Origin of the sequence: Microbacterium sp. Root280D1 (genome assembly GCF_001428975.1) — a bacterium.
Taxonomy (GTDB): Bacteria; Actinomycetota; Actinomycetes; order Actinomycetales; family Microbacteriaceae; genus Microbacterium.
Genome location: NZ_LMJK01000003.1, coordinates 654,958 through 680,670 on the forward strand (window position 1 = coordinate 654,958; position 25,713 = coordinate 680,670).

The following is a 25,713-nucleotide window of genomic DNA, read 5'->3' on the forward strand; positions in this document are numbered from 1 at the left end:
ATCCATTACATCGGATTGCGTCTGGTGACCCGTCATGACGCCTCGTGACAGGCCGGGTCCGCACATGACGACCCCATTCGCGTCACGACCGTGAGAGTCCCTAGCGTGACGTTCACCCGCACACCGAACCACAGCATCCCGTCCAGGAGGACCCGCATGAACCGCCGTCTCATCCGCGCAGCCGCCGTCGCGCTTCCGCTCGTCCTCGCGGCGGGACTCGCCGCCTGCGCGTCCTCGCCGGCCCCGAGCGGCGCCTCCGCCGACGCGGGCGACCCCGTCACCGGGGGAACGCTGACCTATCTGGAGCACCAGACCTTCACGAACCTCTACCCGCCGCAGGCCGGGTTCTACCCGAACGGAGGCGTGGTCAACAACATCGCCGCGCGCCTGACGTGGCAGAACCCCGACTCGCTCGAGATCGAGCCGTGGATCGCCTCGGCCTGGACCGTGAACGACGACGCCACCGAGTACACGTTCGACCTGCGACCCGACGTCACCTTCTCGGACGGGACGCCGCTGGACGCCGCGGCCGTGGCGAAGAACTTCGACACGTACGGCCTCGGCGACCCCGAGCGCGGCCTCACGGTCTCCGAGGCGATCAACAACTACGCCTCGAGCGAGGTCGTCGACGACGACACGGTCACCTTCCGCTTCTCGGCCCCGGCCCCCGGGTTCCTGCAGGCGACGTCGACCATCAACTCCGGCCTGCTCTCGCCCGAGACGCTCGACGGCACCATCGAGGACTTCGGAGCGGGCAACGCCGAGGAGATCATCGGCGCCGGGCCTTTCACCCTCACCGACGAGAAGCTGGGCACAGAGTTCACCCTCACCGCCCGCGAGGACTACGCGTGGGCGCCGGAGAGCGCCGAGAACCAGGGCCGTCCGTACGTCGACGCCGTGCACGTGCTCGTCACCCCCGAGGACTCCGTGCGCATCGGATCGCTGCTCGCGGGTCAGGCCGACTACGTCCGCTACGTGCAGGCCTTCGACGAGGACCGGGTCGAGAGCGCGGGCTTCACGCTGTACGCACCGCAGACCCGTGGCGTGAACAACTCCATCTCGCTGCGTCCCGAGAACCCGCTGCTGAGCGACATCAGGGTGCGTCAGGCGCTCGTCGCCGCGGTCGACGCCCAGGAGGTCGTCGACACCCTGTTCACCGAGAACTACCCCGTCGCGACCTCGGTGCTGTCGCAGGAGGCGCTCGGATACAAGGACGAGTCTGAGCACTACGCATACGACCCCGACAAGGCCGAGAAGCTGCTCGACGAGGCGGGCTGGACGGCCGGGGCCGACGGCATCCGCGAGAAGGACGGCGAGCGCCTCGCGATCACCGTGTACGAGGCCGCACCGCAGCCGCTGTCGAAGCAGACGCTCGAGCTCGTCGCCCAGCAGCTCGCGAAGGTCGGCGTGGAGCTCACGGTCAAGCCGGCGGATGCCGGGTCGTATGCCGAGGACACCCGTGACCCGCTCAAGACGGGCTTCTACCACTCGATGGTCGGCCGCGCCGACTTCGACGTGATCAAGAGCCAGTACTACACGAAGAACCGTGACGCGCTGATCTCGAACGACGCCGAGCTCGACGCCCTGCTCGAGGCGGTCGCCTCGGAGCCGGACACCGAGAAGCGAGCGGCGGCCTCGCAGGCCGTGCAGGACTACATCGCCGAGCAGGCCTACGTCATCCCGCTGTTCGAGGAGCCGCAGGTCTACGGCGCCGCCACCTACGTGCACGGCGTGGACTTCGAGTCGGTCGGTCGCCCCACCTTCTCGGGCGTCTGGCTCGCCGAGCACTGAGCATGACTGAGACGGTGCACCGATGAGCTTCGTCCTCCGACGAGCCGGGCAGGCCGCGATCGTTCTGATCGCGGCCTTCACGGCCACCTTCTTCCTCCTGCAGCTGCTGCCGGGGGATGCGATCCTGATCAAGTTCTCCGACCCCAGCCTCGGGCTGTCGCCGGAGCAGCTCGACGGCATCCGCGCCACCTACGGCACCGATCTGCCGTGGTGGCAGCAGTACGTGCACGCAGGTCTCGGATTCGCGGCCGGTGACTTCGGCTACTCGACGCAGTTCGGCACCCCGGTGCTGGAGATGCTCGCCGAGGCACTGCCGTCGACCGTGCTGCTCGCGTCGCTGGGACTCGTGGTCGCGCTGCTGATCGCCGTGCTCGTCGCAGGGCTCTCGTCTCTCGCACCGTTCGCGTGGCTGCGCGACGGCATCCGTCAGGTGCCGGGGCTGTTCGTCGCGGTGCCGGTGTTCTGGCTCGGCATCCTGCTGATCCAGGTCTTCTCGTTCGGTCTCGGGTGGGTGCCGATCGTCGGCGCCGACCCTGTCGCCGGGCTCGTCCTTCCCGTGCTGACCCTCGCCGTGCCGATCTCCGCTCCGCTCGCCCAGGTGCTGGTGCGCGCCATCGATCAGGTGCAGGCGCAGCCGTTCATCACCGTCGTCCGTGCCAAGGGCGCGCCGCCGTCGTGGGTGCTCACCCGGTCGGTCGCGCGCAACGCGGCCCTGCCGACGCTCACGATCGCCGGGGTGCTGTTCGGCGAGCTCGTGGGAGGGGCCGTGGTCACCGAGACCGTGTTCGGTCGCACCGGCATCGGCCGCCTCACCGAGCAGGCCGTGTCGAACCAGGACATCCCGGTGCTGCAGGGCGTCGTGCTGCTGTCGGCCCTCGGCTTCGTGCTCATCAGCTTCGCCGTCGACCTCGTCACCCCGCTGATCGATCCGCGCCAGCGCGCCCTCTCGAAGTCAGGAGCATCGGCATGACCGTCGCCGCCGTGGCCGCATCCGTCGACACCCCGCCCGAGACACCGCAGCAGGATGCCGCAACGCTCACCCGATCGCCTCGACGCGCGCGCGGACTGCTCGCTCTGCCGTGGGGGCTCTACCTCGCGATCGCCGTCGTCTCGCTCGCCGTGCTCTGGGCGCTGATCCCCGGGGTCTTCGCACCCGGCGACCCTCTCACCGGCACCCCCGCCGACAAGCTGCTGCCACCGAGCGCGGCGCATCTCTTCGGCACCGACACGCTCGGTCGCGACCTGTTCGGCCGCGTCGTCCACGGCGCCGTGCACTCGCTCTCGGGAGCGCTCATCGCCGTCACCGTGGGCCTCGCGCTCGGGACGATCCTCGGTGCGATCGCCGGCGCGATCGGCGGCGTCGTCGACGACATCCTGATGCGCGTCGTCGACGTGCTGCTCGCCATCCCCGGCCTGCTGCTGTCGCTGTCGGTGATCATCCTCCTCGGCTTCGGCACGGTGAACGCCGCGATCGCCGTGGGCCTCGGCAGCGTCGCCGCCTTCGCCCGCCTGATGCGGTCGGAGGTCGCCAGAGTGCGCCGCAGCGAATACGTCGAGGCGGCGTACGGCAGCGGGGGCACCTTCTTCACGGTGCTCCGTCGCCATGTCCTGCCGAACTCGCTCACGCCGATCGTCGCGCTCGCCGCCCTGCAGTTCGGCACCGCGATCCTCGCGATCTCGACCCTCGGATTCCTCGGTTACGGTGCTCCGCCACCCACCCCCGAATGGGGGCTGCTGATCGCCGAGGGACGCAACTACATCGCGACCGCCTGGTGGCTCACGGCACTGCCAGGACTCATCGTGGTCGTCGTCGTGCTCAGCGCCAACCGCATCTCGCACCGCATCGGAAGGAACTCGCGATGAGCGTGCTCACCGTCGACGGCCTCGCCGTCTCGTACGCCACCAGAGCCGGTCGCCGGGAGGTGGTGCACGGGGTCTCCTTCGAGATCGCCGAGGGAGAGGCACTCGCGCTCGTGGGCGAATCGGGATCGGGCAAGTCCACCACCGCGCACGCCCTGCTCGGTCTGCTGCCCGAGGGCGGCAGGGTCGACGGCGGCACGGTGCGCCTCGGCGAGCTCGACATCTCGGGCTGGACGGATCGCGCACTGCGCGGCATCCGGGGTCCGGAGATCGGACTCGTGCCGCAGGACCCGGTGACCTCGCTCGATCCCGTGCGCCCGATCGGCGCCCAGGTCGAAGAGGTGCTGAAGCTGCACGGCCACCGCGATCGTCGCTCGCGGCGCGCGCGGGCGATCGAGCTCCTCGACCGGGTCGGCATCGATGATCCGGACCTCCGAGCGCGGCAGTACCCGCACGAGCTCTCGGGCGGTATGCGCCAGCGTGTGCTGATCGCCTCGGCGATCGCGCTGCGGCCACGGCTGCTGATCGCCGACGAGCCCACGAGTGCTTTGGACGCGACCGTCCAGCGCAAGGTGCTCGATCTGCTCGACGAGCTGCGTCGAGAGGAAGGCACGAGCATCCTGCTGGTCACCCACGACCTCGGCGTCGCGGCCGACCGCGCCCAACGGCTCGTCGTGCTGAAGGACGGCCGCATCGTCGAGCAGGGAGCGAGCGCCCAGGTGCTCGCGGCACCCTCGGACGGATACACGAAGCAGCTCCTCGCCGACGCCCCGGCGTTCACGACGGGGTTCCGCCGCCCCGAGGCGCCGCCCTTCCTGCGGGATGCCGCGGCGGTCGCGGCCGAGAACCCTTTCGCGATCACCGCGAGCGGTCTCGTCAAGGAGTTCAGGGTCGCGGGGCGTGAGCGATTCCGGGCCGTCGACGACGTGTCGTTCCGGGTGCGCCGGGGCACGACGCACGCGCTGGTCGGCGAGTCCGGATCGGGCAAGACGACCACCGCGCGCCTCATCACGCGCTTCCATGAACCGGATGCCGGGGCCATCGAGATCGACGGCGAAGACGTGACAGGGCTGTCGGGCCAGCGGTTGCGCGCGCTGCGCCGGCGCATCCAGCTCGTCTATCAGAACCCCTTCGCATCGCTGGATCCGCGACAGCAGGTCGTCGACATCATCGCCGAGCCGCTGCAGAACTTCGGGGTGGGCTCCCGCTCCGACCGCAGGGATCGGGCGCTCGCCCTGATCGACAGGGTGTCGCTGCCGAGCGACCTCGCGCAGCGCACACCGCGTGAGCTCTCGGGTGGGCAGCGACAGCGGGTCGCGATCGCCAGGGCCCTCGCGATCGACCCCGAGATCGTCGTGCTCGACGAGGCGGTGTCGGCCCTCGACGTCACGGTGCAGGCGCGCATCCTCGAACTGCTCACCTCGCTGCAGGCCGAACTCGGTCTCACCTACCTCTTCATCTCGCACGACCTCGCCGTGGTGCGCAGGATCAGTCACACCGTCTCGGTGATGCGCCGCGGGCGGATCGTCGAGGAAGGCGTCACCGAGGAGCTCTTCCACGACCCCCAGCACGACTACACCCGGGAGCTGCTCGCGGCCGTCCCCGGACGAACGGAGCAGCCCGCATGACCGCACCCACGATCGCCTTCTTCACCCGGCTGCTCGACGACGCGTCGCCCGCCGAGCGCTACGCGCTGGCCACCGAGCAGATCCGGCACGCCGAACGGCACGGCGTCGGTCGCGCCTGGGTCGCACAGCACCACTTCCGCGCCGCGGAGGGCGGCCTGCCCTCGCCACTCGTCTATCTCGCCAACGTGGCCGCGCAGACCTCGCGCATCCGTCTCGGCACCGGGGTCGTCACGCTGCCGCTCGAAGATGCGGTGCGTGTCGCCGAAGATGCGGTGGTCTCCGACCTGCTCTCGGGCGGACGCATCGACCTGGGGCTCGGCAGCGGCGGAACCCCCTCGTCCTTCGTGCCGTTCGGTGAGGACGTGCGCGAGAAGGCGCCGACCTACGACCGCAAGCTGCGACTGCTGCTCGACGCGCTCGGGGGGCGGGACATCGGCGCCGACAACACCCTCTATCCGGATGCCGGCACTCTCGGCGACCGCATCTGGCAGGCGACCTTCTCGGCCCCCGGCGGCCATCGCGCCGGCATCCACGGGCATGGCCTCCTGCTCTCGCGCACTCAGCCGCGGTCGACGGACGCGCTGCACGCCCCGCTCTCGGCGCTGCAGGATCCGATCATCGACGCGTACCTCGAGGCTCTCCCCGACGGCGTCGCCCCGCGTGTCACCGCCTCGCGCACCGTGTTCGTCGCGGATGACCGCGCGGAGGCCCTGCGCTTCGCTGAGGTCGGGCTGCGTCGTGCCGCCGAGGGGTTCCGCCGACAGGGCCAGACGATCCCCGGCGACACCCTCGATGAGCTGATCGTGGCCCTCGACACCCACCTCGGCACCCCGGAGGAGGTCGCCGAGTCCCTCGCCGCAGACGCCACGCTCGACAGGGCGACCGAGGTCGCGTTCCAGGTGCACTCGGTCGACGCCCCGCACGAGCACGTGCTGCGCTCGATCGAGCTCTTCGCAGAGCACGTCGCCCCCGCTCTCGGATACACCCTCACCGACACCATCAAGGAGAAGGCATGACCACCGACATCGTCGATCAGATCGTAGGGGTGACGCCCGAGCTCGATGCGCTGCGGCGCCGTCGGCCCGTCACCAGGGAGCAGCTGCAGGCGAGCTTCGACGCGCTCTTCGCGCCGGTGTCGACGGAGGAGGTGTCGCAGGCCGAGCGCGAGCTGATCGCCGCGTTCGCGACGCGCCTCGCCGGCGACGCGGATGCGACGGCCGAGTTCTACGCAGACCGGGCCCTGGCTGTGGACCCGCAGCGCGCCACCGTCGTGATCGCCGAGGCCACGAACGCTGCGGTGACCGGGCCCTTCGGCTCGTACACCGAAGCGGGACTGCAGGACGAGAACACCGAGGGCGAGCGCTACGCGCCGTCGCCCGACATCGCAGAGGTGCTCGGCGGGCGGGTCGCCGCCGCGCTCGCGCACACGCACCTGCTCGTGTTCCGGCCGCGCGAATCCGCGGCCGTCGACATCCAGCGGCTGGTGGATGCGGGGTGGTCGGCCGACGGCATCGTCACCCTCTCGCAGCTCGTCTCGTTCCTCGCGTTCCAGCAGCGCGTCATCACGGGCCTGAGGGTTCTCTCCGCCGCCGGCATCGCCGCGGCATCCGACTCCGAGGAGGAGGCAGCATGACCGAGCTTCTGCGCGATGACGCACCGCACCCCGAGGCGTTCACGCGAGCCGAGGTGGGGTGGACCCCGCATCTGCCGCCGCTCGCGGAGGAGGAGCTCACCGAGCGCCACTACGACGGTCTGGTCGACGCCTCTCGGGCGAAGAACGACTACTTCCGGCTGCTGGCGCGCGACCCCGAGGTGCTCAAGGCGCGCACGCTCGTCGACAAGGACATCTTCTACAACGCCAAGGAGGGTCTTCCCCGGGCCGAGCGCGAGCTCTCGGCAACCGCGGCTTCGCGTCGCAACGGCTGCGTGTTCTGCGCCTCGGTGCACTCGCGCTTCGCGGCGCACCACAGCAAGCGGGTCGACGACGTCGATCTCCTGCTGGATCAGGGAGTCGACGCCGACCTCGGGGAGCGGTGGAACGCGGTTGTCGCGACCTCCGTCGCCCTGACCGACACGCCCAGCACCTTCGGCGCCGACGGGATCGCCCGGCTGCGGGCGGCGGGACTCGATGACCTCGAGATCGCCGACGTGATCCATGGCGCCGCGTTCTTCAATTGGGCGAACCGTCTGATGTTGTCGATCGGGAGGCCGGTCGCGCCTGCCTGATCGGTCGAGAGATCAGCACCGGCCCACCTCTGACGTGTCACCGTCGGGGGTGGGCTGGTGTCCTTTTGCGAGAGTATCGGCATACTTCTTGCTGTCCCCATATGACGACGTATCGCTTGCTAACGTCGACGCATGGCAGCCGCGGGCGGAGCATTCTACGAAGTCGATACCGACGTGCTGCGTGCTATGGCGTCGAAGGCACGTCGCATCGTCGGCGAGCTGGGCTCGTCCGATGCCGCGAAGCCTGCTGACGCCGGACACGAGTGGGTCGTCGCAGCCGCGACGCGTTTCAGCAGCGCATGGTCCGACGGGCTCTGCGTCCGTGTGGCCGACACCGAAGACTTCGTAGACAGGTTGAGCACGACCGCTCGGATCTTCGACGAAGGCACCCACTCTCTGGAACGAGGCAGAGCAACAGGCTGCTGCGGCGCTGGCCGCCCACCGTGCACACGTGCGGGAGTTGCGCGTCGGGCAAGGGCTCCGGCACCCCGAGGCCGACGTGCCCTTCGTCGATCCGTCAGGTCCTGCACACGATGAAGCGCGGGAGGTCCTGTTCAACGCCCGGGCGACTCTCGAGGTCTATGCGCGCGACTGCGCGATCCGGTTGGACGATGCCGCGGATGCGGCGCGGATTCCGCTGACCGACGCGGAGGCCGCGACACGAACACAGCACGCGACGACCGAGGTGATCGTCAACCTCGCTGTCGTCCAGCCGTTCCGAGCCGCGATGGACATGCTCGCGATCTCGGCGCAGACGCTCTGGGAACACCCCGACATCATCCTCGAACTCCTGGGCGGCGCTGCAACCTTCCTCGGCGGCGCGGCGCTGGCAGCCGGAGGCGGCGCCATCACCTTCACCGGAGCCGGTGCGCTGGCAGGTTCGCCCGCACTGGTCGTCGCCGGAGTCGGAGTGGCCGGTGCAGGCGCGACGATGATGGGCGACGCCGCCTGCCGATGGCTCACCGAGAGCCACGGGGCTGGTGACCGCGTTCACGGCCTCAACCGCGGAGATCGGCGCGATTACGAGGGAAAGTTCGCTGCCGGTGAGAATCCCCCGCCTTGGGTCGACAAAGAGAAGATCGGGCTCGAGCAATATGAGAGGCGGGAGCAGTCTGATGTGATCCGTTCGAAGGTGAAAGTCGACTATGAGGGTTCGCCGCAGAATGGACGGTCGTACGACGGCCTGGTGAAGAATGATGATGGCCCCAACACGTATACGGGCATTGAAGTGAAATCCGGGAACGCCATCGACGGCTACAACAGACCGGGCAGCACCCAACGACAGTTCGATGAAGCCGTCGACGGAGGGACACCGGCCCGCGGAAAGCTGGACGGGGAAGAGATCCTTGTCACACGAGTGGAAATAGAGATTGTGCCGTGACCAATCGCAGAACTCACGCCCAACAGTTCACCAGTGGCCAGATGGGGTGGATCACGGAGAATCGACGCCCCGCGTCCGAACACCTGCGACTTATGCTCCGCCTCCTGGGTACCGAGAACGAGCACACGTACGTCATCTGGCGAGGCGCGGACTCACGCAGCATCGTTGGGTTTCGTGAGCGGGCGACGGACTCTTTCATGCAGGCCGCAGGCTCCGCGGACGCTATGACCGTCGAGGTGCGGCTTCCCGGCCCCGACGGTGAGTCGCACCTGTACACGGTCGGACGGCCCGAGCCCGCAGACGGCAGGACCACCCTCATCCCCATCAGCGACGACCGAGCGGTGCGCGTGTTCTCGAACGAGATCTTCACCGCCGACGAAGCCGCGGTGATCTTCTACACGTATTACCTCACCGATGCCGTCTCGCAGCCGTGCGTGCTTCGCGAGCTGGATCTCTCGAACGAACTCTCGGAGGAACGATGAAGGTCGCTGTTCGTCACGACGCCGTGGCACAGACCGTCGCCGAGCTCGCGCTCACCGTGAAAGCCATCGAGCACGAACTCGATGCCTTCGATTCCGAGGCGACGCTACTGAAATCGACCTGGGACGGGGAAGCGCAACGGGCCTATGACCGTGCCCAGCGGGAGTGGTCGAACGCGCTCGAGAGCATGAGAGCGTTGCTGGCCGAAGCCACGCGCCGACTGATCGCCGCGAACTCCCTCTCCATGGCGACGGCGTCCACGGCTGCCCGCGTCTGGTCCTGAGCGGCCTACGGGATCAGCACGATCTTGCCCGAGGCGGCTCCGGACTCCATGAGCTCATGAGCGTGTGCCGCCTCGCTCAGCGGCAGTTCGGGGCCGAGCTCGATCGTGAAGTCGCCCGCCGCCAGCAGGTCGACGGTCGCGCCGAGGGCCTCCGCGCGCCACGCGAGCTCCTGCTCGGTGAGCGGCACGGGTGAACCGCCCGAGAACGCCCGGATGCCGAACGACGCGGCATCGGGGCCGCGGACGATCGTCGCGATGCGGTCGCGGTCGGCGACGAGCTCGAGCGACACCTCGATGGCCTCATCGGTCCCCGCGCAGTCGAGCGCGACCGTCACCCCGACCGGTGCGGCCTCGCGTACGCGCTCCAGCAGCCCGTCTCCGTATGCGACCGGGATCGCACCGAGGTCACGCAGCTGATCGTGTCGGGCCGGGCTGGCGGTCGCGATGACGGTGGCGCCCCAGGCGACGGCGAACTGCACGGCTGCCTGGCCGACCGAGCCCGAACCGCCGTGCACGAGCAGCACGTCACCGTCCGTGACTCCGAGCGAGCGGAGCGCCTGATAGGCGGTGCCGGCGGGGATGCCGATGCCGGCACCCTCCGCTGCGGTGACGGAATCGGGCAGCGCGACGAGCTTGTCGACCGGTACGGCGAGCATGCTCGAGTAGGTGCCGACGGTGTCGCGGATCGCGACGCGGTCGCCCACCGCGAATCCGTCGACGTCGTCGCCGAGCGATTCGATGACCCCGGCACCGTCGAACCCGACGGCACGCGGCTCGGTGATCGGCGGCGAGGGGCGCTTCGCGCTGCGCAGCTTGGCGTCGATCGGGTTGGCACCCGCCGCCTCGATGCGCACCACGGCCTCGCCGCTGAGCGCGATCGGATCGGGGATCTCGATCAGGTGCAGCACATCAGGAGAACCGAACTCTGTGTAGACGATCGCGCGAGCCATGGATTCAGGCTACCCCCGAGACGACAGCACCTTCATGATCCGCTGCGGAGAGACGGGCTGCGCGGTGCCGAGACGCTGCGCGAACACGCTCACCCGGTACTCCTCGAGCAGCCAGCGGGTCTCGACCAGGGCCGGCGGCGCGTCGGCGGGCAGCGGGATCGCGCCCCCGGCATCCTCGAAGGCCTTCGCCATGCGCTCGAACTCGCTCATGCGCGTGCGGTCCTTGCCGGGCTCGTTCGCGAGCGTCTTCAGCCGCTCGAGCATCCCGTCGAGGTATCGCGGGAAGTGCGTGAGGCGCTCGACGCCTGCCGCCGAGACGAACCCGGGGTGCAGGAGTCCCGAGAGCTGCGTGCGGATGTCGTTCAGCGGCCCGAGCAGTGCGAGGGAGTTCTGCGAACGGATGCCGCGTTCGACATCGCGGGTCTTCGTGAGGATTCGAGCGACGAGCGACACGCAGGCGAAGAGGTCGTCGACGAGCGACGCCGACACCGCGTCGCGCACGCGCACGAACTCGGCCTCGGTGCGCACGAGGCCGCCCGGCGCCAGCCGATCGATCGTGCTCTGGACGACCGCGGCCCGGCAGTCCTCGATGAGCGCGGCGGCCGACTGGTAGGGCGACGCGGCGAGTGCGAGCTTCTCCTGGCTGGTGAGGTGCTGCTGCACGTACGACGAGGACGAGGGCACACCGAGCAGCACGAGGCGCAGCACGCCCGCCCGCGTGGCGGTGGCGGCGGTATCCGCCGTGGACTCGACGCGCACCGAGACGGTCTTCCCCTGGTCGACGATCGCCGGGTACCCGCGCACCACTCCGCCGGCCACGCGGGTGTCGAGCACCTCGGGCAGGTCGCCGAACGTCCAGGCGGTGAGGCCGTCCTTCTCGATCGAGGTGGCGGCGGCAGCGGGCTGCGGTCCCTTCGAGGGGCCGGGGCGGCGGGGCGGGGTCGCGATCGACCGGGCCACGCTGCTGCGCGCACGGTCGGCGAGCTCGGCCTGCAGCGCACTGAGGTCGCGGTTCGATCCCGCGACGCGCCCGCGCTCGTCGACGGCGCGGAAGTTCATCCGCAGGTGTGCGGGCACGCGATCGTCTTCGAAGTCGGCAGCCGAGACGAGCTGATTCGCGAGCGGCTGGATGAGGCGTGCCAGCGCCTCTTTGAGCGTGCGATGAGGAAGGCCGCCGTGCGACTCGGGGCCGTCTCCGGCGAGCTCGGCACCGAACTTGTCGGCCCAATCGGCCGCAGGCACCACGTGCCGTCGGATCGCCTTGGGCAGTGCGCGGAGCAGGCCGGTGACGAGTTCGGCGCGCAGCCCCGGCACTTGCCAGTCGAAGCCCCTGTCCTCGATCTGCGCGAGCAGAGGCAACGGGATCACGACGCTCACGCCGTCGTCGGCCGCCCCCGGTTCGAAACGGTACGCGAGCCCGAGCACCTGGTCGCCCTGCGTCCACCGGGTGGGGAACTCGCTCTGATCGGCCCTGCTCTCGTCGTCGAGCAGGTCGGCCTCGCGCATCACGAGCAGCTTCGGGGTCGCGGCCAGCGCGTCGCGCCACCATTTCTCGAACGAGCGCACGTCGAAGACGTCGGTCGGGATCCGCTCGTCGTAGAAGCGGAACACCGCTTCGTCGCCGGCCAGGATGTCGCGACGCCTCTCACGTTCCTCGAGCTTCTCGAGGCGCTTGCGCAGTTCGGCGTTGCTGCGCCAGAAAGCGCTGACCCGCTTGTCGATGCGCGTCGGATCCCATTCGCCCTCGACGAGGGCGTGTCGCACGAACATCTCACGCGACGCCGCCCGGTCGATGCGGGCGAACTGCACACGGCGCCGGGGGATGATCTCGACCCCGAACAGCGTCACCTTCTCGTACGCGACCGCCGCGCCGGCATCCTTCGACCAGTGCGGCTCGGTGACCTGGCGCTTCGCGAGATCGCCCGCGAGCGCCTCCGCCCAGGCGGGGTCGATCGCGGCGACCGTGCGGGCGTAGGTGCGTGAGGTCTCGACGATCTCGGCGGCCATGACCGCCTGCGGGGCCTTCTTGCGCAGGGCGGATCCGGGGAAGATCGAGAAGCGGATGCCGCGGGCGCCACGGTATTCCGCCATCCTCTTCTTCTTCGGATCGAGGCCCTTGCCGGTGTTGCGCTCGTCGAGGATGCCGATCTGCGACAGGAGTCCGGCGAGCAGAGCCCGATGGATCGCATCCGGATCCGCGGTCCCCCCGCGCGAGGAGTCCTTCTCCCGCACGAGCGACCGCAGCTGACGGTGCACGTCGAACCATTCACGCACCCGGACGTAGTTGAGATGCTCCGAACGGCACAGGCGACGGAAGGCGCTCGAACCGAGCTCGCGCTGCTGCTCCCTGAGGTGGTTCCACAGGTTCAGGATCGACAGGAAGTCGCTCGTCGGGTCGGTGAAGCGCGCATGCATGCGGTCGGCTTCGTCGCGCACGCTCTGCGGCGCCTCCTGCGACGGCCGCTCGCGCACGTCCTGGATCGACATTCCGGCGACGATCGCGAGCACGTCACGGGTGACGTCGGCGCCGCCGGGGCGTCCGGCCTCGATCAGCATGCGGGCGAAGCGGGGGTCGATCGGGATTCGGGAGATGTCTCGACCGATGCGGGTGAGTCGAGGTGCGTCTCCGCTGCCGATGACGGCGCCCAGCTCGGTGAGCAGGTCGACGGCGGCCTTGACTCCCCGGGAGTCGGGCGGGGTGAGGAACGGGAAGGCGGTGATGTCGCCGAAGCCGAGCGACAGCATCTGCAGGATCACCGAGGCGAGCGAGGTGCGCAGGATCTCGGGTTCGGTGAACTCCGCGCGCTTGTCGAAGTCCTCCTCGCTGTACAGGCGGATCGCGATGCCGTCGCTCGTGCGCCCGGCGCGGCCCGAACGCTGGTTCGCGGAGGCCTGCGAGATCGCCTCGATCGGCAGCCGCTGCACCTTCGAGCGGTTGCTGTATCGCGAGATGCGCGCGGTGCCGGTGTCGATCACGTAGCGGATGCCGGGAACGGTGAGGCTGGTCTCGGCGACGTTCGTGGCGAGCACGACCCGGCGCCGCACACCGGCGACGCGGCTCTTCTCGAACACCCGGTGCTGCTCCGCCGCCGACAGCCGGCCGTACAGCGGCAGCACCTCGGTGGGGGAGCGATCCTTCGCGTACGCGCCGCGCACGGCATCGGCGGCATCCCTGATCTCGGCTTCGCCCGGCAGGAACACCAGCACGTCGCCCGGCTCCTCGCGGTCGAGTTCACGGAGGGCCGCGACGATGGCGGTCACCTCGTCGGACTCCTCGGTCTCCTCCGTCTGCTCGCGGTAGCGGATCTCGACGGGGAAGGTACGGCCGGACACCTCGATCACCGGCGCGGGCACACCCTCGGGCGTCGCGAAGTGTCGGGCGAAGCTCTCGGGATCGATCGTCGCCGACGTGATGATCACCTTGAGATCCGGTCGTTCGGGAAGGATCCGCACGAGGTATCCCAGAAGGAAGTCGACGTTGAGCGAGCGCTCGTGCGCCTCGTCGATGATGATCGTGTCGTAGCGGCGCAGCAGCCGGTCGCGGTGGATCTCATTGAGCAGGATGCCGTCGGTCATCAGCGCGATGCGCGTGTCGTCGGACACCTTGTCGGTGAAGCGCACCTTGTATCCGACGAGGCCGCCGAGCTCGACCTGCAGCTCCTCGGCGACGCGCTCGGCGATCGTGCGGGCGGCGAGTCGTCGGGGCTGCGTGTGCGCGATGCGCTCGCGCCCGAGATCGAGGCAGATCTTCGGCAGCTGCGTCGTCTTCCCCGAGCCCGTCGCTCCCGCCACGATGACGACCTGGTTGTCGCGGATGGCGTCGGCGATCTCCTCCCGCGCAGCGCTGACCGGCAGCTCGGGAGGATAGAAGATCACGGGGGAAGGCATAGAACTCCCATCGTACGATTCATCCGTGAGCACTGTGTCGAAGCCTCCTCCCGCATCGCGGTGGTTCCACGAGTTCGGGCGGGCTCCGCGCATCCTCGGACTCGACGTCGCCCGAGGGCTGGCGATCCTCGGCATGGCCGGAGCGCACATCGGCGAGACCGAGGCGTTCGATCCCTTCGACCTGTCGACCTGGACCGACCTGGTGCACGGGCGATCGTCGATCCTGTTCGCCGTGCTCGCCGGCGTCTCGATCGCCCTGATGACCGGCCGCAGCGTGCTGCCCGATCCCGAGCGGATGCCGAGCCTCCGCCTGCAGCTGATCGGTCGCGGAGCGGTCATCTTCCTGATCGGTCTGGCGCTGGAGATGCTGAACACGCCGATCGCGGTGATCCTCACGCTCTACGGACTGCTCTACGTCGCCGTCATCCCGTTCCTCCGGTGGCAGCCGTGGAAGCTGCTGATCGCCGCCGGCATCCTGGCACTCGCGGCACCGGCGCTGCTCGCGTTGCTCGCCGCACTCACCCTGAACCCCACCGGCGCGGGCGTCAGCCTCGTCCTCTACGGCTCGTATCCGATCACCGCGTGGCTCGCGTTCGTCTTCGCCGGTATGGCGCTCGGGCGCCTGCGTGTCGAGAAGCTCGAGACCGCGGCGATCACGCTGGGCGCGGGCGTCGGACTCATGGTCGTCGGCTACGGACTGGGCCTCGTCGGAGGAGTCACCCGCCTCGGCTCCGGCTCGGCGATCTTCGGCGGCGAGCCCGCCGCGGGGTGGAGCACCTACTCCGACGCGCTGGCCGCAGCGGATCCGGCAGGGGCCGTCGTCCGGGCGATCTTCGCCGTCGAACCGCACTCCGGCGGAACGGCCGAGATCCTCGGCTCGGGCGGGTTCGCACTGTCGGTCATCGCGCTGTGCGTGCTGCTCAGCGGGCCGTTGCGTGCGGTGCTCCTTCCGCTCGGGGCGTTGGGGTCGATGCCCCTGTCGGCCTACAGCGTGCACGTCGTCTCGGTCGCGCTCGTGGCAGGACCCGGCGGCTTCTTCTCGAGCAACGCTTTTTGGTTGGCGACGGCCGTCGCGCTGCTTCTCGCGACCACGCTGTGGTCGATCCTGTTCGGGAGGGGCCCGCTCGAGAGGCTGGTCGGCTGGGTCGCCTCGAGGATGGCGGAGGTTCCTCCTGGTCGACCTGTCATCACAGGTCGTAGGGTGGATTCATGACGATTTCTGCACTCGAACTGAACGACGGCCATTCCATCCCGCAGCTCGGCTACGGGGTGTTCAAGGTTCCGGCCGACGAGACCGAGCGCGCCGTGAGCGAGGCGCTCGAGATCGGCTACCGCCACATCGACACGGCCGCCATCTACGGCAACGAAGAGGGCGTCGGGGCGGCGATCGCCTCTTCCGGCATCCCGCGCGACGAGCTGTTCATCACGACCAAGCTCTGGAACGACCGCCACCACGACGACGAGCCGCGTGCGGCGATCGGCGAGAGCCTCGAGAAGCTCGGGCTGGATGTCGTCGACCTCTACCTCGTGCACTGGCCCACTCCGGCGAAGGACGACTACGTGCACGCCTTCGCTCGGCTCATCGAGCTGCGCGAGGCAGGACTGACACGCAGCATCGGCGTCTCGAACTTCCTCGTTCCGCACCTCGAGCGCGTGGTGGCCGAGACCGGCGTGACGCCGGCGGTCAACCAGATCGAGCTGCACCCGGCCTACCAGCAGCGCGACGTCGTCGACTGGGCGACCGAGCACGGCATCCGCATCGAGTCGTGGGGCCCGCTCGGCCAGGGCAAGTACGACCTGTTCGGCACGCCGGCGGTGGCCGAGGCGGCGGCGGCGCACGGCGTCACCCCCGCGCAGGCGGTGCTGCGCTGGCACCTGCAGCGCGGATTCATCGTCTTCCCGAAGTCGGTGCGCGCCGAGCGCCTGCGCGAGAACCTCGACGTGTTCGGGTTCGAGCTCACCGACGCCGAGGTCGCGGCGATCGACGCCCTCGACCCGCTCGACGGCTCTGGTCGGGTCGGATCGCACCCCGACGACGTGAACTGACACGCTCCGTGTCGACAGATGACGCCCCGTGTCGCTTCCCGCGACACGGGGCGTCGTCGTGAGTAGCGTCGTCCGCATGACAGCTCCCTACCGCGTCGTCGCCGTCTCCGGATCTCTGCACGAGCCCAGCAAGACCACGGCGCTCATCCGTGCGATCGCCGGGGCGATCGCCGAGCGCGCCGAGGTCGAGATCGAGGTCATCGAGCTCACCGACATCGGCCCGTCGCTCGCAGGAGCGCTGCGTCGCGACCAGCTTCCGGCGCGCGTCGAGGAGAAGCTGGTGGCGATCGAGGCGGCAGACCTGCTGATCGTGGGCAGCCCCGTCTACCGCGCATCCTTCACCGGCCTCTTCAAGCACTTGTTCGACTTCGTGGGTCAGTACGAGCTCGTCGGCAAGCCGGTGCTGCTCGCGGCGACCGGCGGCGGCGAACGCCACGCGCTCATCATCGAGCACCAGCTGCGGCCGCTGTTCGCGTTCTTCCAGGCGCTGACGCTGCCCCTGGGTGTCTACGCCAGCGACACCGACTTCGACGGCTACGTGATCGCCTCCGACGTGCTCCACGCGCGCATCGCCCTCGCTGCCGAGCGTGCGCTGCCGCTCGTCGGCTATGCGGCATCCCGGCCGGCGGAGCTGCTCGTCTCCTGACCGTCTCGTCAGGCGCCGATCGGCGTAGCGTGGACGTATGACGAACCGGCTCGCCGACACGCTCAGCCCGTACCTCCGCGCCCACGCCGACAATCCTGTCGACTGGTATCCCTGGGGCCCGGAGGCCTTCGCCGAGGCGCAGCGCCGCGATGTGCCGCTGCTGATCTCGATCGGGTACTCGACCTGCCACTGGTGTCATGTGATGGCCAGGGAGTCGTTCGCCGACCCCGACACGGCTGCGCTGATCAATCGCGACTTCGTCGCGGTGAAGGTCGACCGCGAGGAGCATCCCGACGTCGACGGCGCCTACATGGCAGCTGCCTCGGCGTTCACGCAGAATCTCGGTTGGCCCCTCACCGTCTTCACGACGCCGCGGGGCCGCACGTTCTACGCCGGAACCTACTGGCCGCCCGAGGCACGACAGCCGATGCCCGCGTTCCGTGACGTGCTCGCCGCGGTGCAGGAGGCGTGGACCCAGCGCCGTGCCCAGGCCGAGGAGTCTGCGGATGCCGTCACGGACGCCCTCGCCCGCGCAGGCGCCTCGACCCCCTCCGATCTTCCGGACGCCGATGCTCTCGCCGGCGCGGCGCGGACGATCGCGGCTCGGGAGGATCGCCGCTTCGGCGGTTACGGCGATGCGCCGAAGTTCCCGGTCGCGACGACCCTGAGGATGCTGCAGACGCCGCTCGTGCGCAGAGAGGCCCCGGATGCCGCCGAGTCGGCCGACCGGGCGCTCGCCGCGATGGCCGCCTCCGATCTGCGCGATGCCGATGGGGGGTTCTTCCGCTACGCGACCCGACGCGACTGGAGCGTGCCGCACTACGAGCGGATGCTGACCGACAACGCGCAGCTGCTCGACGTGGCGCTCGACGCGGGTGACGACGCGACCGCACGCGGCATCGCCGACTTCCTCCTGGGCACGCTGCGCAGGGCGGGCGGCGGGTTCGGCGCGGCTCAGGACTCGGAGTCGTGGATCGACGGCGAACGCAGCGAGGGCGGCTACTACCTGCGACCGCCCTCCGAGAGGACCGGTCTCGAGCTCCCTGCCGTCGACGGCAAGGTCATCACGGGATGGAACGGTCTGGCCATCACCGGTCTCGCCCGCGCGGGAGCTTCTCTGGCGGAAGGGTCCTGGGTGCGGGCCGCGGCCGAGGCTGCCGAGTACGTGCTGCGAGTCAACAGGGATGCGACCGGGGCTCTCGTGCGGGCCTCGCTCGACGGGGTCGCCTCGGGTGCGGTCGCCACCGCGGCCGATGTCGCTCTCCTGGCCGACGGGCTGTTCGCGCTCGCCGCGGCCACAGGTGAGGCGGCGTGGGCGGTGGAGGCACGCACACTGCTCGACGCGGCGATCGAGGGCCTCGTGGGCGACCCGCTGCTCGCCGAGCACGGCATCGCCGCAGCGCCCGATCAGACCGATGGCGATCTGCCGTCGGATTCGGCGGCCGTGGCTGCGGCATCTCTCACCGCCTGGCGTCTCGGCGCGGGGGATCGGTATCGCGAGGCAGCCGCGGAACGCGTGCGCGAGCATGCCGCGCCCGCCATTGCACAGCCGTTCGCGCACGGCAGCCTGCTGCGTGTGGCAGCGGGTCTCGTCGATGCGCCGAGGCAGCTCGTCGTCGTCACCGAGACGCCCGAGGGTGCACTCGCCTCGGCAGCCCGCAGGGCCGACGCGGACGTCGTCGCGATCGTCACCCCGGTGCAGGCCCAGGCATTCGCGGATGCCGGCTTCGAGCTGTTCGACGGCAAGGGCGACGCGATGGAGCAGGCGTTCGACTGCCGCTCGTTCGTGTGCCGGCTCCCGGTGCGCGACCCCGCAGACCTCCCGCTCGCGCGGTGAGCTCAGGCTGCGATCCTGGACGGCGGGCGGAGCCGCGTAGGCTGAGCAGTCTGCTCATCGCACGCAGGAGGCACGCGCATGACCGAGGTTCCCACCACGACGACCACGACCAAGGGTCTGCACCCCGGGCTGACCCGTCGGCAGATCTCGATGATGGGACTCGGCGGGGCGATCGGCGCCGGACTGTTCGTCGGGTCGGGACAGGCGATCAGCATCGCCGGTCCTGCCGTGCTCATCTCGTACCTCGTCGCCGGCGGCATCGTCGTGCTGATCATGGCGATGCTCGCCGAGATGGTCGCCGCCCGCCCGAGCTCAGGAGCCTTCAGCTCATACGCGCAGAAGGCGATGGGCCGCAGCGCCGGCAGCGCGGTCGGGTGGCTCTACTGGATCCAGCTCGTCGTCGTGATCGCCGCCGAGGCCACCGGCGCCGCCGGGATCATCGCGGCCTGGACCCCCGGCATCCCGGCCTGGGTGTGGGTGCTCGTCTTCGTCGTCGCCCTGACCGCGGTCAACCTCTTCGGGGTGCGCAACTACGGCACGTTCGAGTTCTGGTTCGCGGCGATCAAGGTCGCGGCGATCATCGTGTTCCTCGTGGTCGGCGTGTGCGCGATCCTGGGCTTCATCCCCGGCGTGCCCGCGACCGGCATCGGTAATCTCGTCGACAACGGCGGCTTCGCTCCGAACGGCCTCACGGGCATCGCGGCGGCGCTCCTCATCGTGGTCTTCGCGTTCGGCGGCACCGAGGTCGTCGCGATCGCGGCGGCGGAGTCCGACGACCCCGCACGCAACATCCGCCGGATCGTGCGCGAGGTCCTCGTGCGCATCCTGATCTTCTACGTCGGCTCGATCTTCGTGATCGTGTCGGTGCTCCCGTGGAACGATCCCGCCGTCAAGGACGGTCCCTTCTCCGCAGTGCTCGACACTTTGCAGCTGCCGGGCGTCGGCCTCGTGATGGACCTCATCGTCGTGATCGCGCTGCTGTCGGCGATGAACGCGAACATCTACGGCGCGTCGCGAATGGCCTACTCGCTCGGTGAGCGCGGGCTCGCACCGCTCGCGGCGACGCGAACGACGTCGACGGGCGTGCCGGTCGTGGCCGTGCTCGCCTCCGTCGCGTTCGGCTTCATCACGGTCGGGCTGAACTGGGCGTTCCCCGATGTGGTGCTGCCGGCGCTGCTCAACGTGGTCGGATCGACGCTGCTCATCATCTGGACGGCGACGGCGGTCTCGCAGATCATCCTCCGCCGCCGTGCCGATCGTGAGGGTGCGGCGATGCCGATGCGCATGTGGGGCTTCCCCTGGCTGTCGTGGCTGTGCCTGGCGCTGCTCGCCGGAGTGATCGCGCTCACCATGATCGACGAGGCTGCGCGTGTGCAGCTGCTGCTCACGATCGGCCTCACTGCGGTGCTGCTGGTCGTCGCCCGCCTGACACGCGGTGTCTCTCGCCCGGGGGTGGCCGGCGAGCGCGACGGAGTGGTCGAGGGCTGACCGCGCGCACGTGCTGCCGCTGGTCGGGTCAGATCCAGCCGGGCAGCCAGTTGTGCAGGAGCCAGAACTGGTAGGGCACGCTCATGCCGGTCCACACCGGGTAGAAGAACGCGGAGACCAGCACCACGACGGCGAGGAAGACGATCACGGTGCGCTCGCCCGACTGCCGGCGGTGCAGCGGATCCTCCCGGCGTCCCGCGATCTGACGGAGAACGACCGCGAGTGCGAGCACGAGGAACGGCGCCATCGCGACCGTGTAGAACTGGAAGATCGTCCGCTCAGGGAACAGCAGCCAGGGCACGTACGTCGCCGCGAGCCCGACCAGGGGGAACGTGAGGGCTGGACCGACGGGGCGACGTTCGGCCCACCCGCGCACGAGGCGGTAGAGCAGGTAGAGAGCCGCGGCGACACCGGCGTACCAGATCAGCGGGTTGGGGATCGTCGAGATCACCGCGATGCAGTGATCGACGCCGCAGGGCCCGGGGTCGCTGCCCACCCAGACGGCTGTGGGGCGCAGCAGCAGAGGCCACTCCCACGCGGGGCTCGCGTACGGGTGGCCCTTGCTGAGACCGACGTGGAAGTTCAGGATCGCCTCGTGGTAGTTCCACAGCGCGATCAGCGGATTCGGATCGCTCTGCCGGGCATAGCCGCCGGCGGTGACGAGCCACCCGGTCCAGCTGGCGAGGTAGGTGGCGAGCGCCGGCAGCACGAGCAGCACGAAGGAGACCGGTCCCTGACGGAAGGCCGCCGCGGTGGGCCAGAGCACGACGCCCGCGCGGCGTCGTGCCAGGGCATCCGTCACCACGACGTACAGGCCGAAGGCCGCGAGCGCATAGAGCCCCGACCACTTCACGGCGCAGGCGGCGCCGAGCGCGACACCTGCGGCGATCAGCCACGGACGCCGCCAGAGCACAGGACCCCACATCGGCGCGGGGGAGTCGGGGTCGGTATCGGGGTCTGCGCGTTCCAGCACGGGGATCACCCGGTCGCGGTCGATCAGGATGAAGAGCGCGCCGAGCATGAGGAAGAACGTCAGAGGGCCGTCGAGCAGGGCCGTGCGACTCATCACGATGCTGAGGCCGTCGATCGCCAGCAGGGTGCCGGCGACCGTCGCCACCACGATCGAGCCGGTCAGGCGGCGGGCGACCAGATAGACGAGCAGCACGGTGGCGGCGCCCAGCAGTGCCGTCGCGATGCGCCAGCCCACCGTGTTGTCGGGTCCTCCGATGGCCATCCCCAGGGCGATCAGCCATTTGCCCAGGGGTGGATGCACGACGAACGACCCGGCATCCGACAGCGGCAGCTGCTGCAGTGTGATGAACGCCTCGTTCGCGTCCTTGCCCCAGGTGCCTTCGTATCCGAGAGTCCACAGCGACCAGGCGTCCTTGACGTAGTAGGTCTCGTCGAAGGCGAGCTGGTGCGGATGGCCGAGGTTGACCAGGCGCAGCACGGCGGCCAGGGCCGTCACCACGAGCGGCGCGAACCAGCGCACCATGCGCCCCCAGTCGGGGTCCTGCAGCACGCGGTCGCGCAGTCGCTCGTAGCGCGTCAGTCGCTGCTCGGGCGGAGGCAGCAGAGGCAGGGGCGCGGTCACCGCACCAGCCTAGACACTCCGCCGATGGGCGCCGCCTAAGCTGGGCGGGTGATCATCCTCGCCGCAACACCGATCGGAAACCTCGGGGATGTCTCGCGTCGCCTCGTCGAGGTGCTGGAGAATGCCGAGGTCGTCGTCGCGGAGGACACGCGCACCACGCAGCGGCTCATGCAGGCTCTGCAGATCTCGAACCGCCCCCGGCTGATCGCACTCCATGATCACAACGAGAAGCAGAGAGCGGCGGAGCTCGCCGCACTCGCGGTCGAGACGGATGTCGTCGTCGTGAGCGACGCGGGGATGCCGGCCATCAGCGACCCCGGGTACGGGCTCGTCGCCGAGGCGGTCGCTCAGGGAGTGACGGTGACGGCGATCCCGGGGCCGAGCGCCGTGCTGATGGCGCTCTCCATCTCGGGACTGCCGACCGACCGCTTCACGTTCGAGGGGTTCCTGCCGCGCAAGCCCGGGGATCGGCGCTCGACGCTGCGGGCGCTCGCCGCAGAGCCACGCACCATGGTCTTCTTCGAATCTCCCGCCCGCCTGGCATCGTCGCTCGCCGACATGGGCGCAGCCTTCGGCGACGACCGCCGCATCGCCGTCTGCCGCGAGCTGACCAAGTTCTACGAAGAGGTGCGCCGCGGCACCTCCGCCGAGCTCGTCGAGTGGGCGACGGCGGGCGTCAAGGGTGAGATCGTCGTGGTGGTCGAGGGTGCAGCGCCTCGTGAGGCGTCGGCGGAAGACGCTCTCGCGCAGGTGCAGCGACTCGTGGCATCCGGCGTGCGTCTCAAGGAGGCCTGCGCCGAGGTCGCCGCGGCGACGGGCCTGTCGTCGCGCGACCTGTATCAGGCAGCCCTCGCCGCGCGCAGCTGATGGAAGGCACCTCGGACGCGGGCGTCGCCGCTGCCTACGACGCGCGGGCCGCGGAGTACGTGGAGCTCGCCGGTGCGATCGAGCAGATGGATGCCCGGGATACTGCGGTCATCGAGGCCTGGCGTGACACGGCCCCCGGCCTGCTGCTGGATGCCGGCTGCGGGCCCGGGCACTGGACCCAGTTCCTGAGTCTCGGCGAACGCGTGGCGCAGGGGATCGACCTGTCGGAGGAGTTCATCGCGACGGCGAGGAAACGGCATCCGGGCATCTCCTTCGACGTCGGCTCGTTCCGCGACCTGCCGTTCGCGGCGGGGTCGGTCGGAGGCATCCTCGCCTGGTACTCACTGATCCACACCTCGCCGGCTGACATCCCCGGGATCCTCGAAGAGTTCGCCCGCGTGCTGGCTCCCGGAGGCAGCATCCTGATCGGCTTCTTCGACGGCGAGCCGCGCGAGCCGTTCGCGCATGCCGTCGCGCCGGCGTACTTCTGGTCTGCCGAGGCGCTCGCCGGGCTTCTCGCCGACGCGGGCTTCGAGGTCGTGTCGAGTGACACCCGGGGCCGCGAACCCGGCGAGATCAGCGCCCGCCCTCACGGCTCACTCGAAGCACGCAGGCGGTGACTCGCTCGCCGGGTAGCCTGGTGCACACGCAAGCGGAGGAGGACCGAGCGTGAGCAAGAGGGCGACCGTCTACGACGTCGCAGACCGCGCCGGAGTGTCGATCGCGACGGTCTCCCGCGTGCTGCGGCAGCCGGATGCCGTGCGCCCCGCCACGCGCGAGCGCGTGCTCGACTCCGTCTCGGCGCTCGGCTACGTGCCCAGCGGCAGCGCGCGCGGTCTGGCCGAGCGCCGCACCGGCGTGCTCGGGCTGTACTTCCCCGGTTTCGATGCCTCGGAGGACGCGCCCGTCCTCGACGTGCTGGCCGATGACCAGGGCGAGGCGCCGCCGTTCACGGTCGAGCAGGCGTCCGCCGACGCGGGCGCAGAGCATCCGACCATGCTGTTCCTCGACGAGGTGCTGCGCGGAGCGGAGCTCGAAGCCTGGAAGCAGGGTTTCGTGCTCATGATCGGCGTCGGCCGTGACGATCCGACGCGCGAGACCGTGCGGGACATCGCCGGACGCGTCGACGGGCTGATGGTGCTGGCGCAGAGCGTGCCCGACGACGTGCTCGCCCGGCTCGCTCAGCGGATCCCCGTGGTGGTGCTCTCGGGGCCGGCGCGCGGCGACAGCTACGACCACGTGACCGTCAGCAACGCCGAGGCGATGTCGGAGCTGACCAGACTGGTGCTCGCGCAGGCCGATCAGGGGACGCTCGCTTTTCTCGCCGGCCCCGAGGACTCGCCCGACGGCGCCCAGCGCTGGGAGGGTTTCGCCGCGGCGGTCGCCGAGGCGGGCATCGCGACGGATGCCGTGACGGTGCTGCGCGGCGACTTCACCCGCGCATCCGGGCGGCGGGCGGCTGAGCAGCTGATCGCCGACGGCGTCCCCGCCGCACTCATCGCCGCGAACGACCAGATGGCCCTCGGGGCGATCGACGCGTTCCGATCGGCCGGCATCCGCGTGCCCCACGATGTCCGGGTCACGGGCTTCGACGGCATCGAGGCGGCGGCGCTGTCGCGTCCCGCCCTCACCACCGTCCGCCAGCCGATGATCGATCTCGGGCGGGCCGCCGTGCAGCTGCTCTCGCGACGTCTCGAGAACCCGGACGGCGAGCCGATGACGGTGCGCCTGCCCGTGCAGATCCTCGTCCGCGAGAGCTCCCAGCGCCCCGACTGAACGGCTGGCGGCGTTCAGGTGCGGTCGTGCAGGGTGATGCGGTAGCCATCGGGGTCGGCGAAAGTGAACGTGCGACCGAACGGGCCGTCGATCGGCTCGGACACGATCGCGCGGCCGTCGGCGAGGAGGGCGTCATGGATCGCCTGGACATCCGTGGCGTGCAGCCAGACCGCCGTGCCGATCCCGGGCTGGTCGACGGAGTCGAGGTCCGTTCCCGGGGCGAGGTCGCGCAGCGCGAAGGCGATCGGCGTCGTCTCGAAGACCACGGCGTGAGGCGGACCCGCCGGCGATCTGACGAGTCCGAGATAGCGCTCGTAGAACGCCTGTGAGGCGTCGAGGTCGCGCACCTGCAGGGAGATGAAGTCGGGTCCGGTGACGGGCATGATCGCGCTCTTTCGTTGTCGTGTCAGTTATCTGACATGTCTGAATCTATGTCAGAATACTGACATGAGTCAAGACCGAGCCGGCATCGACCTCGACACCTCGCTGGGCTACCTGCTGAAGGAGGCGTCGAGCGCTCTCCGCATCGCGATGGAGGAAGTGCTGAAGCCCCTCGGCATGACGATCACCCACTACTCGTGTCTCGAACTCCTCGCTCAGCGACCTGGGCTCTCGAACTCGGAACTCGCCCGAGGTGCGTTCGTCACGCGTCAGTCGATGAACGTGCTCCTCCAGTCTCTCGAGCGTGACGGATTCGTCTCGCGGGCCGACGAGGCTCCGGTCGGCAAGGTGCTGCCGACCAGCCTGACGCCGAAGGGGCGGAAGAGCCTCGCCGCGGCGACGGCCGCCGTCCGCTCGGTCGAGGTCAGGATGCTGACCGGGATGACCCCGGCAGAGCAGTCCGCCGCGCTCCGCGCTCTGCGCAGCATGATCGACTCGCTGCGCCGCGCCCCCCACTGAGACGGGATTTGACACCGCTCCCACGCCGGTCGTCGCAGGGGAGTGGGGGCTCTCGGCGTCATGCGAGGGGGG

General features: G+C 69.9%; 23 protein-coding genes. 19 read left to right on the forward strand and 4 right to left on the reverse strand.

Features of this window, described 5'->3' with window-relative positions; all coding sequences use genetic code 11:
* Positions 1 to 156 precede the first annotated feature (156 nt).
* From ASE34_RS15695 to ASE34_RS15740, 10 genes are all read left to right on the forward strand, one after another.
* Positions 157 to 1,791, forward strand: coding sequence for a TIGR04028 family ABC transporter substrate-binding protein (locus ASE34_RS15695; protein ID WP_056279967.1), 1,635 nt, complete (start codon positions 157 to 159; stop codon positions 1,789 to 1,791).
* Between the two features lie 22 nt (positions 1,792 to 1,813).
* The gene (locus ASE34_RS15700; protein ID WP_053097150.1) at positions 1,814 to 2,761 is read left to right on the forward strand and encodes an ABC transporter permease; all 948 of its coding nucleotides are present in this window, start codon (positions 1,814 to 1,816) and stop codon (positions 2,759 to 2,761) included.
* Positions 2,758 to 3,654 (forward strand): ABC transporter permease, encoded by an 897-nt coding sequence (locus ASE34_RS15705; RefSeq protein ID WP_053097148.1) that lies wholly within the window; start codon positions 2,758 to 2,760, stop codon positions 3,652 to 3,654. Before ASE34_RS15700 ends, ASE34_RS15705 begins: the two co-directional genes overlap by 4 nt.
* On the forward strand, positions 3,651 to 5,279 hold the full coding sequence (locus tag ASE34_RS15710) for a dipeptide ABC transporter ATP-binding protein (protein ID WP_056279969.1): 1,629 nt from the start codon (positions 3,651 to 3,653) through the stop codon (positions 5,277 to 5,279). The genes ASE34_RS15705 and ASE34_RS15710 overlap by 4 nt, the downstream gene beginning before the upstream one ends.
* Complete coding sequence (locus ASE34_RS15715) at positions 5,276 to 6,295, forward strand: putative FMN-dependent luciferase-like monooxygenase (RefSeq protein ID WP_056279971.1); 1,020 nt, start codon at positions 5,276 to 5,278, stop codon at positions 6,293 to 6,295. The genes ASE34_RS15710 and ASE34_RS15715 overlap by 4 nt, the downstream gene beginning before the upstream one ends.
* Positions 6,292 to 6,912 carry a CMD domain protein gene (locus ASE34_RS15720; protein WP_056279973.1) on the forward strand — a complete coding sequence of 207 codons (621 nt, stop codon included), beginning with the start codon at positions 6,292 to 6,294 and terminating at the stop codon, positions 6,910 to 6,912. Before ASE34_RS15715 ends, ASE34_RS15720 begins: the two co-directional genes overlap by 4 nt.
* Positions 6,909 to 7,505, forward strand: a complete 597-nt coding sequence (locus ASE34_RS15725) for an alkylhydroperoxidase domain protein (RefSeq protein ID WP_056279974.1) — start codon at positions 6,909 to 6,911, stop codon at positions 7,503 to 7,505. Before ASE34_RS15720 ends, ASE34_RS15725 begins: the two co-directional genes overlap by 4 nt.
* Before the next feature lie 451 nt (positions 7,506 to 7,956).
* Positions 7,957 to 8,886 carry a hypothetical protein gene (locus tag ASE34_RS15730; protein WP_157538289.1) on the forward strand — a complete coding sequence of 310 codons (930 nt, stop codon included), beginning with the start codon at positions 7,957 to 7,959 and terminating at the stop codon, positions 8,884 to 8,886.
* A 197-nt stretch (positions 8,887 to 9,083) separates the two neighbouring features.
* Positions 9,084 to 9,368, forward strand: coding sequence for a hypothetical protein (locus ASE34_RS15735; protein WP_235567518.1), 285 nt, complete (start codon positions 9,084 to 9,086; stop codon positions 9,366 to 9,368).
* Entirely contained in the window at positions 9,365 to 9,649 is a 285-nt protein-coding gene (locus ASE34_RS15740; protein WP_056279979.1) for a WXG100 family type VII secretion target, read from the forward strand. Before ASE34_RS15735 ends, ASE34_RS15740 begins: the two co-directional genes overlap by 4 nt.
* A gap of 5 nt (positions 9,650 to 9,654) precedes the next feature.
* Here the strand turns inward: ASE34_RS15740 and ASE34_RS15745 are convergent, their stop codons facing one another.
* On the reverse strand, positions 9,655 to 10,599 hold the full coding sequence (locus ASE34_RS15745; RefSeq protein ID WP_056279981.1) for a quinone oxidoreductase family protein: 945 nt from the start codon (positions 10,597 to 10,599) through the stop codon (positions 9,655 to 9,657).
* Positions 10,600 to 10,608: 9 nt separating this feature from the next.
* Positions 10,609 to 14,487: an ATP-dependent RNA helicase HrpA gene (hrpA, locus tag ASE34_RS15750; protein ID WP_056280309.1), complete on the reverse strand. Its 3,879-nt coding sequence runs from the start codon at positions 14,485 to 14,487 to the stop codon at positions 10,609 to 10,611.
* 25 nt (positions 14,488 to 14,512) lie between these two features.
* On the opposite strand from hrpA, the gene ASE34_RS15755 reads away from it, so the two are divergent.
* The 5 genes from ASE34_RS15755 to ASE34_RS15775 all read left to right on the forward strand — a co-directional run bounded on the left by ASE34_RS15755 (position 14,513) and on the right by ASE34_RS15775 (position 20,504).
* Positions 14,513 to 15,700 carry a heparan-alpha-glucosaminide N-acetyltransferase domain-containing protein gene (locus ASE34_RS15755; protein WP_230100342.1) on the forward strand — a complete coding sequence of 396 codons (1,188 nt, stop codon included), beginning with the start codon at positions 14,513 to 14,515 and terminating at the stop codon, positions 15,698 to 15,700.
* Positions 15,697 to 16,533: an aldo/keto reductase gene (locus ASE34_RS15760; RefSeq protein ID WP_056279984.1), complete on the forward strand. Its 837-nt coding sequence runs from the start codon at positions 15,697 to 15,699 to the stop codon at positions 16,531 to 16,533. The genes ASE34_RS15755 and ASE34_RS15760 overlap by 4 nt, the downstream gene beginning before the upstream one ends.
* 76 nt (positions 16,534 to 16,609) lie before the next feature.
* Complete coding sequence (gene msuE / locus ASE34_RS15765; protein ID WP_053099190.1) at positions 16,610 to 17,179, forward strand: FMN reductase; 570 nt, start codon at positions 16,610 to 16,612, stop codon at positions 17,177 to 17,179.
* A 37-nt stretch (positions 17,180 to 17,216) separates the two neighbouring features.
* Positions 17,217 to 19,016, forward strand: coding sequence for a thioredoxin domain-containing protein (locus ASE34_RS15770; protein WP_056279986.1), 1,800 nt, complete (start codon positions 17,217 to 17,219; stop codon positions 19,014 to 19,016).
* Positions 19,017 to 19,094: 78 nt separating this feature from the next.
* Positions 19,095 to 20,504 carry an amino acid permease gene (locus ASE34_RS15775; protein WP_056279989.1) on the forward strand — a complete coding sequence of 470 codons (1,410 nt, stop codon included), beginning with the start codon at positions 19,095 to 19,097 and terminating at the stop codon, positions 20,502 to 20,504.
* Between the two features lie 28 nt (positions 20,505 to 20,532).
* On the opposite strand, the gene ASE34_RS15780 is transcribed toward ASE34_RS15775, so the two are convergent.
* A complete protein-coding gene (locus tag ASE34_RS15780; protein WP_056279991.1) occupies positions 20,533 to 22,098 on the reverse strand; it encodes a dolichyl-phosphate-mannose--protein mannosyltransferase in 1,566 nt (521 codons plus the stop codon).
* Between the two features lie 48 nt (positions 22,099 to 22,146).
* Between ASE34_RS15780 and rsmI the strand changes: the two genes are divergently transcribed.
* Genes rsmI through ASE34_RS15795 form a run of 3 tightly spaced genes read left to right on the forward strand, consistent with a single transcriptional unit; the run spans position 22,147 to position 24,741 of the window.
* Positions 22,147 to 22,965 (forward strand): 16S rRNA (cytidine(1402)-2'-O)-methyltransferase, encoded by an 819-nt coding sequence (gene rsmI, locus ASE34_RS15785; RefSeq protein ID WP_056279993.1) that lies wholly within the window; start codon positions 22,147 to 22,149, stop codon positions 22,963 to 22,965.
* Positions 22,965 to 23,585, forward strand: coding sequence for a class I SAM-dependent methyltransferase (locus ASE34_RS15790; RefSeq protein ID WP_056279995.1), 621 nt, complete (start codon positions 22,965 to 22,967; stop codon positions 23,583 to 23,585). Before rsmI ends, ASE34_RS15790 begins: the two co-directional genes overlap by 1 nt.
* A 49-nt stretch (positions 23,586 to 23,634) precedes the next feature.
* The gene (locus tag ASE34_RS15795) at positions 23,635 to 24,741 is read left to right on the forward strand and encodes a LacI family DNA-binding transcriptional regulator (protein ID WP_056279997.1); all 1,107 of its coding nucleotides are present in this window, start codon (positions 23,635 to 23,637) and stop codon (positions 24,739 to 24,741) included.
* A gap of 14 nt (positions 24,742 to 24,755) precedes the next feature.
* Here ASE34_RS15795 and ASE34_RS15800 read toward each other — a convergent pair whose 3' ends face one another.
* Positions 24,756 to 25,124: a VOC family protein gene (locus ASE34_RS15800; protein ID WP_053097114.1), complete on the reverse strand. Its 369-nt coding sequence runs from the start codon at positions 25,122 to 25,124 to the stop codon at positions 24,756 to 24,758.
* Positions 25,125 to 25,188: 64 nt separating this feature from the next.
* Between ASE34_RS15800 and ASE34_RS15805 the strand changes: the two genes are divergently transcribed.
* Positions 25,189 to 25,641 carry a MarR family winged helix-turn-helix transcriptional regulator gene (locus ASE34_RS15805; RefSeq protein WP_053097109.1) on the forward strand — a complete coding sequence of 151 codons (453 nt, stop codon included), beginning with the start codon at positions 25,189 to 25,191 and terminating at the stop codon, positions 25,639 to 25,641.
* Positions 25,642 to 25,713 lie beyond the last annotated feature (72 nt).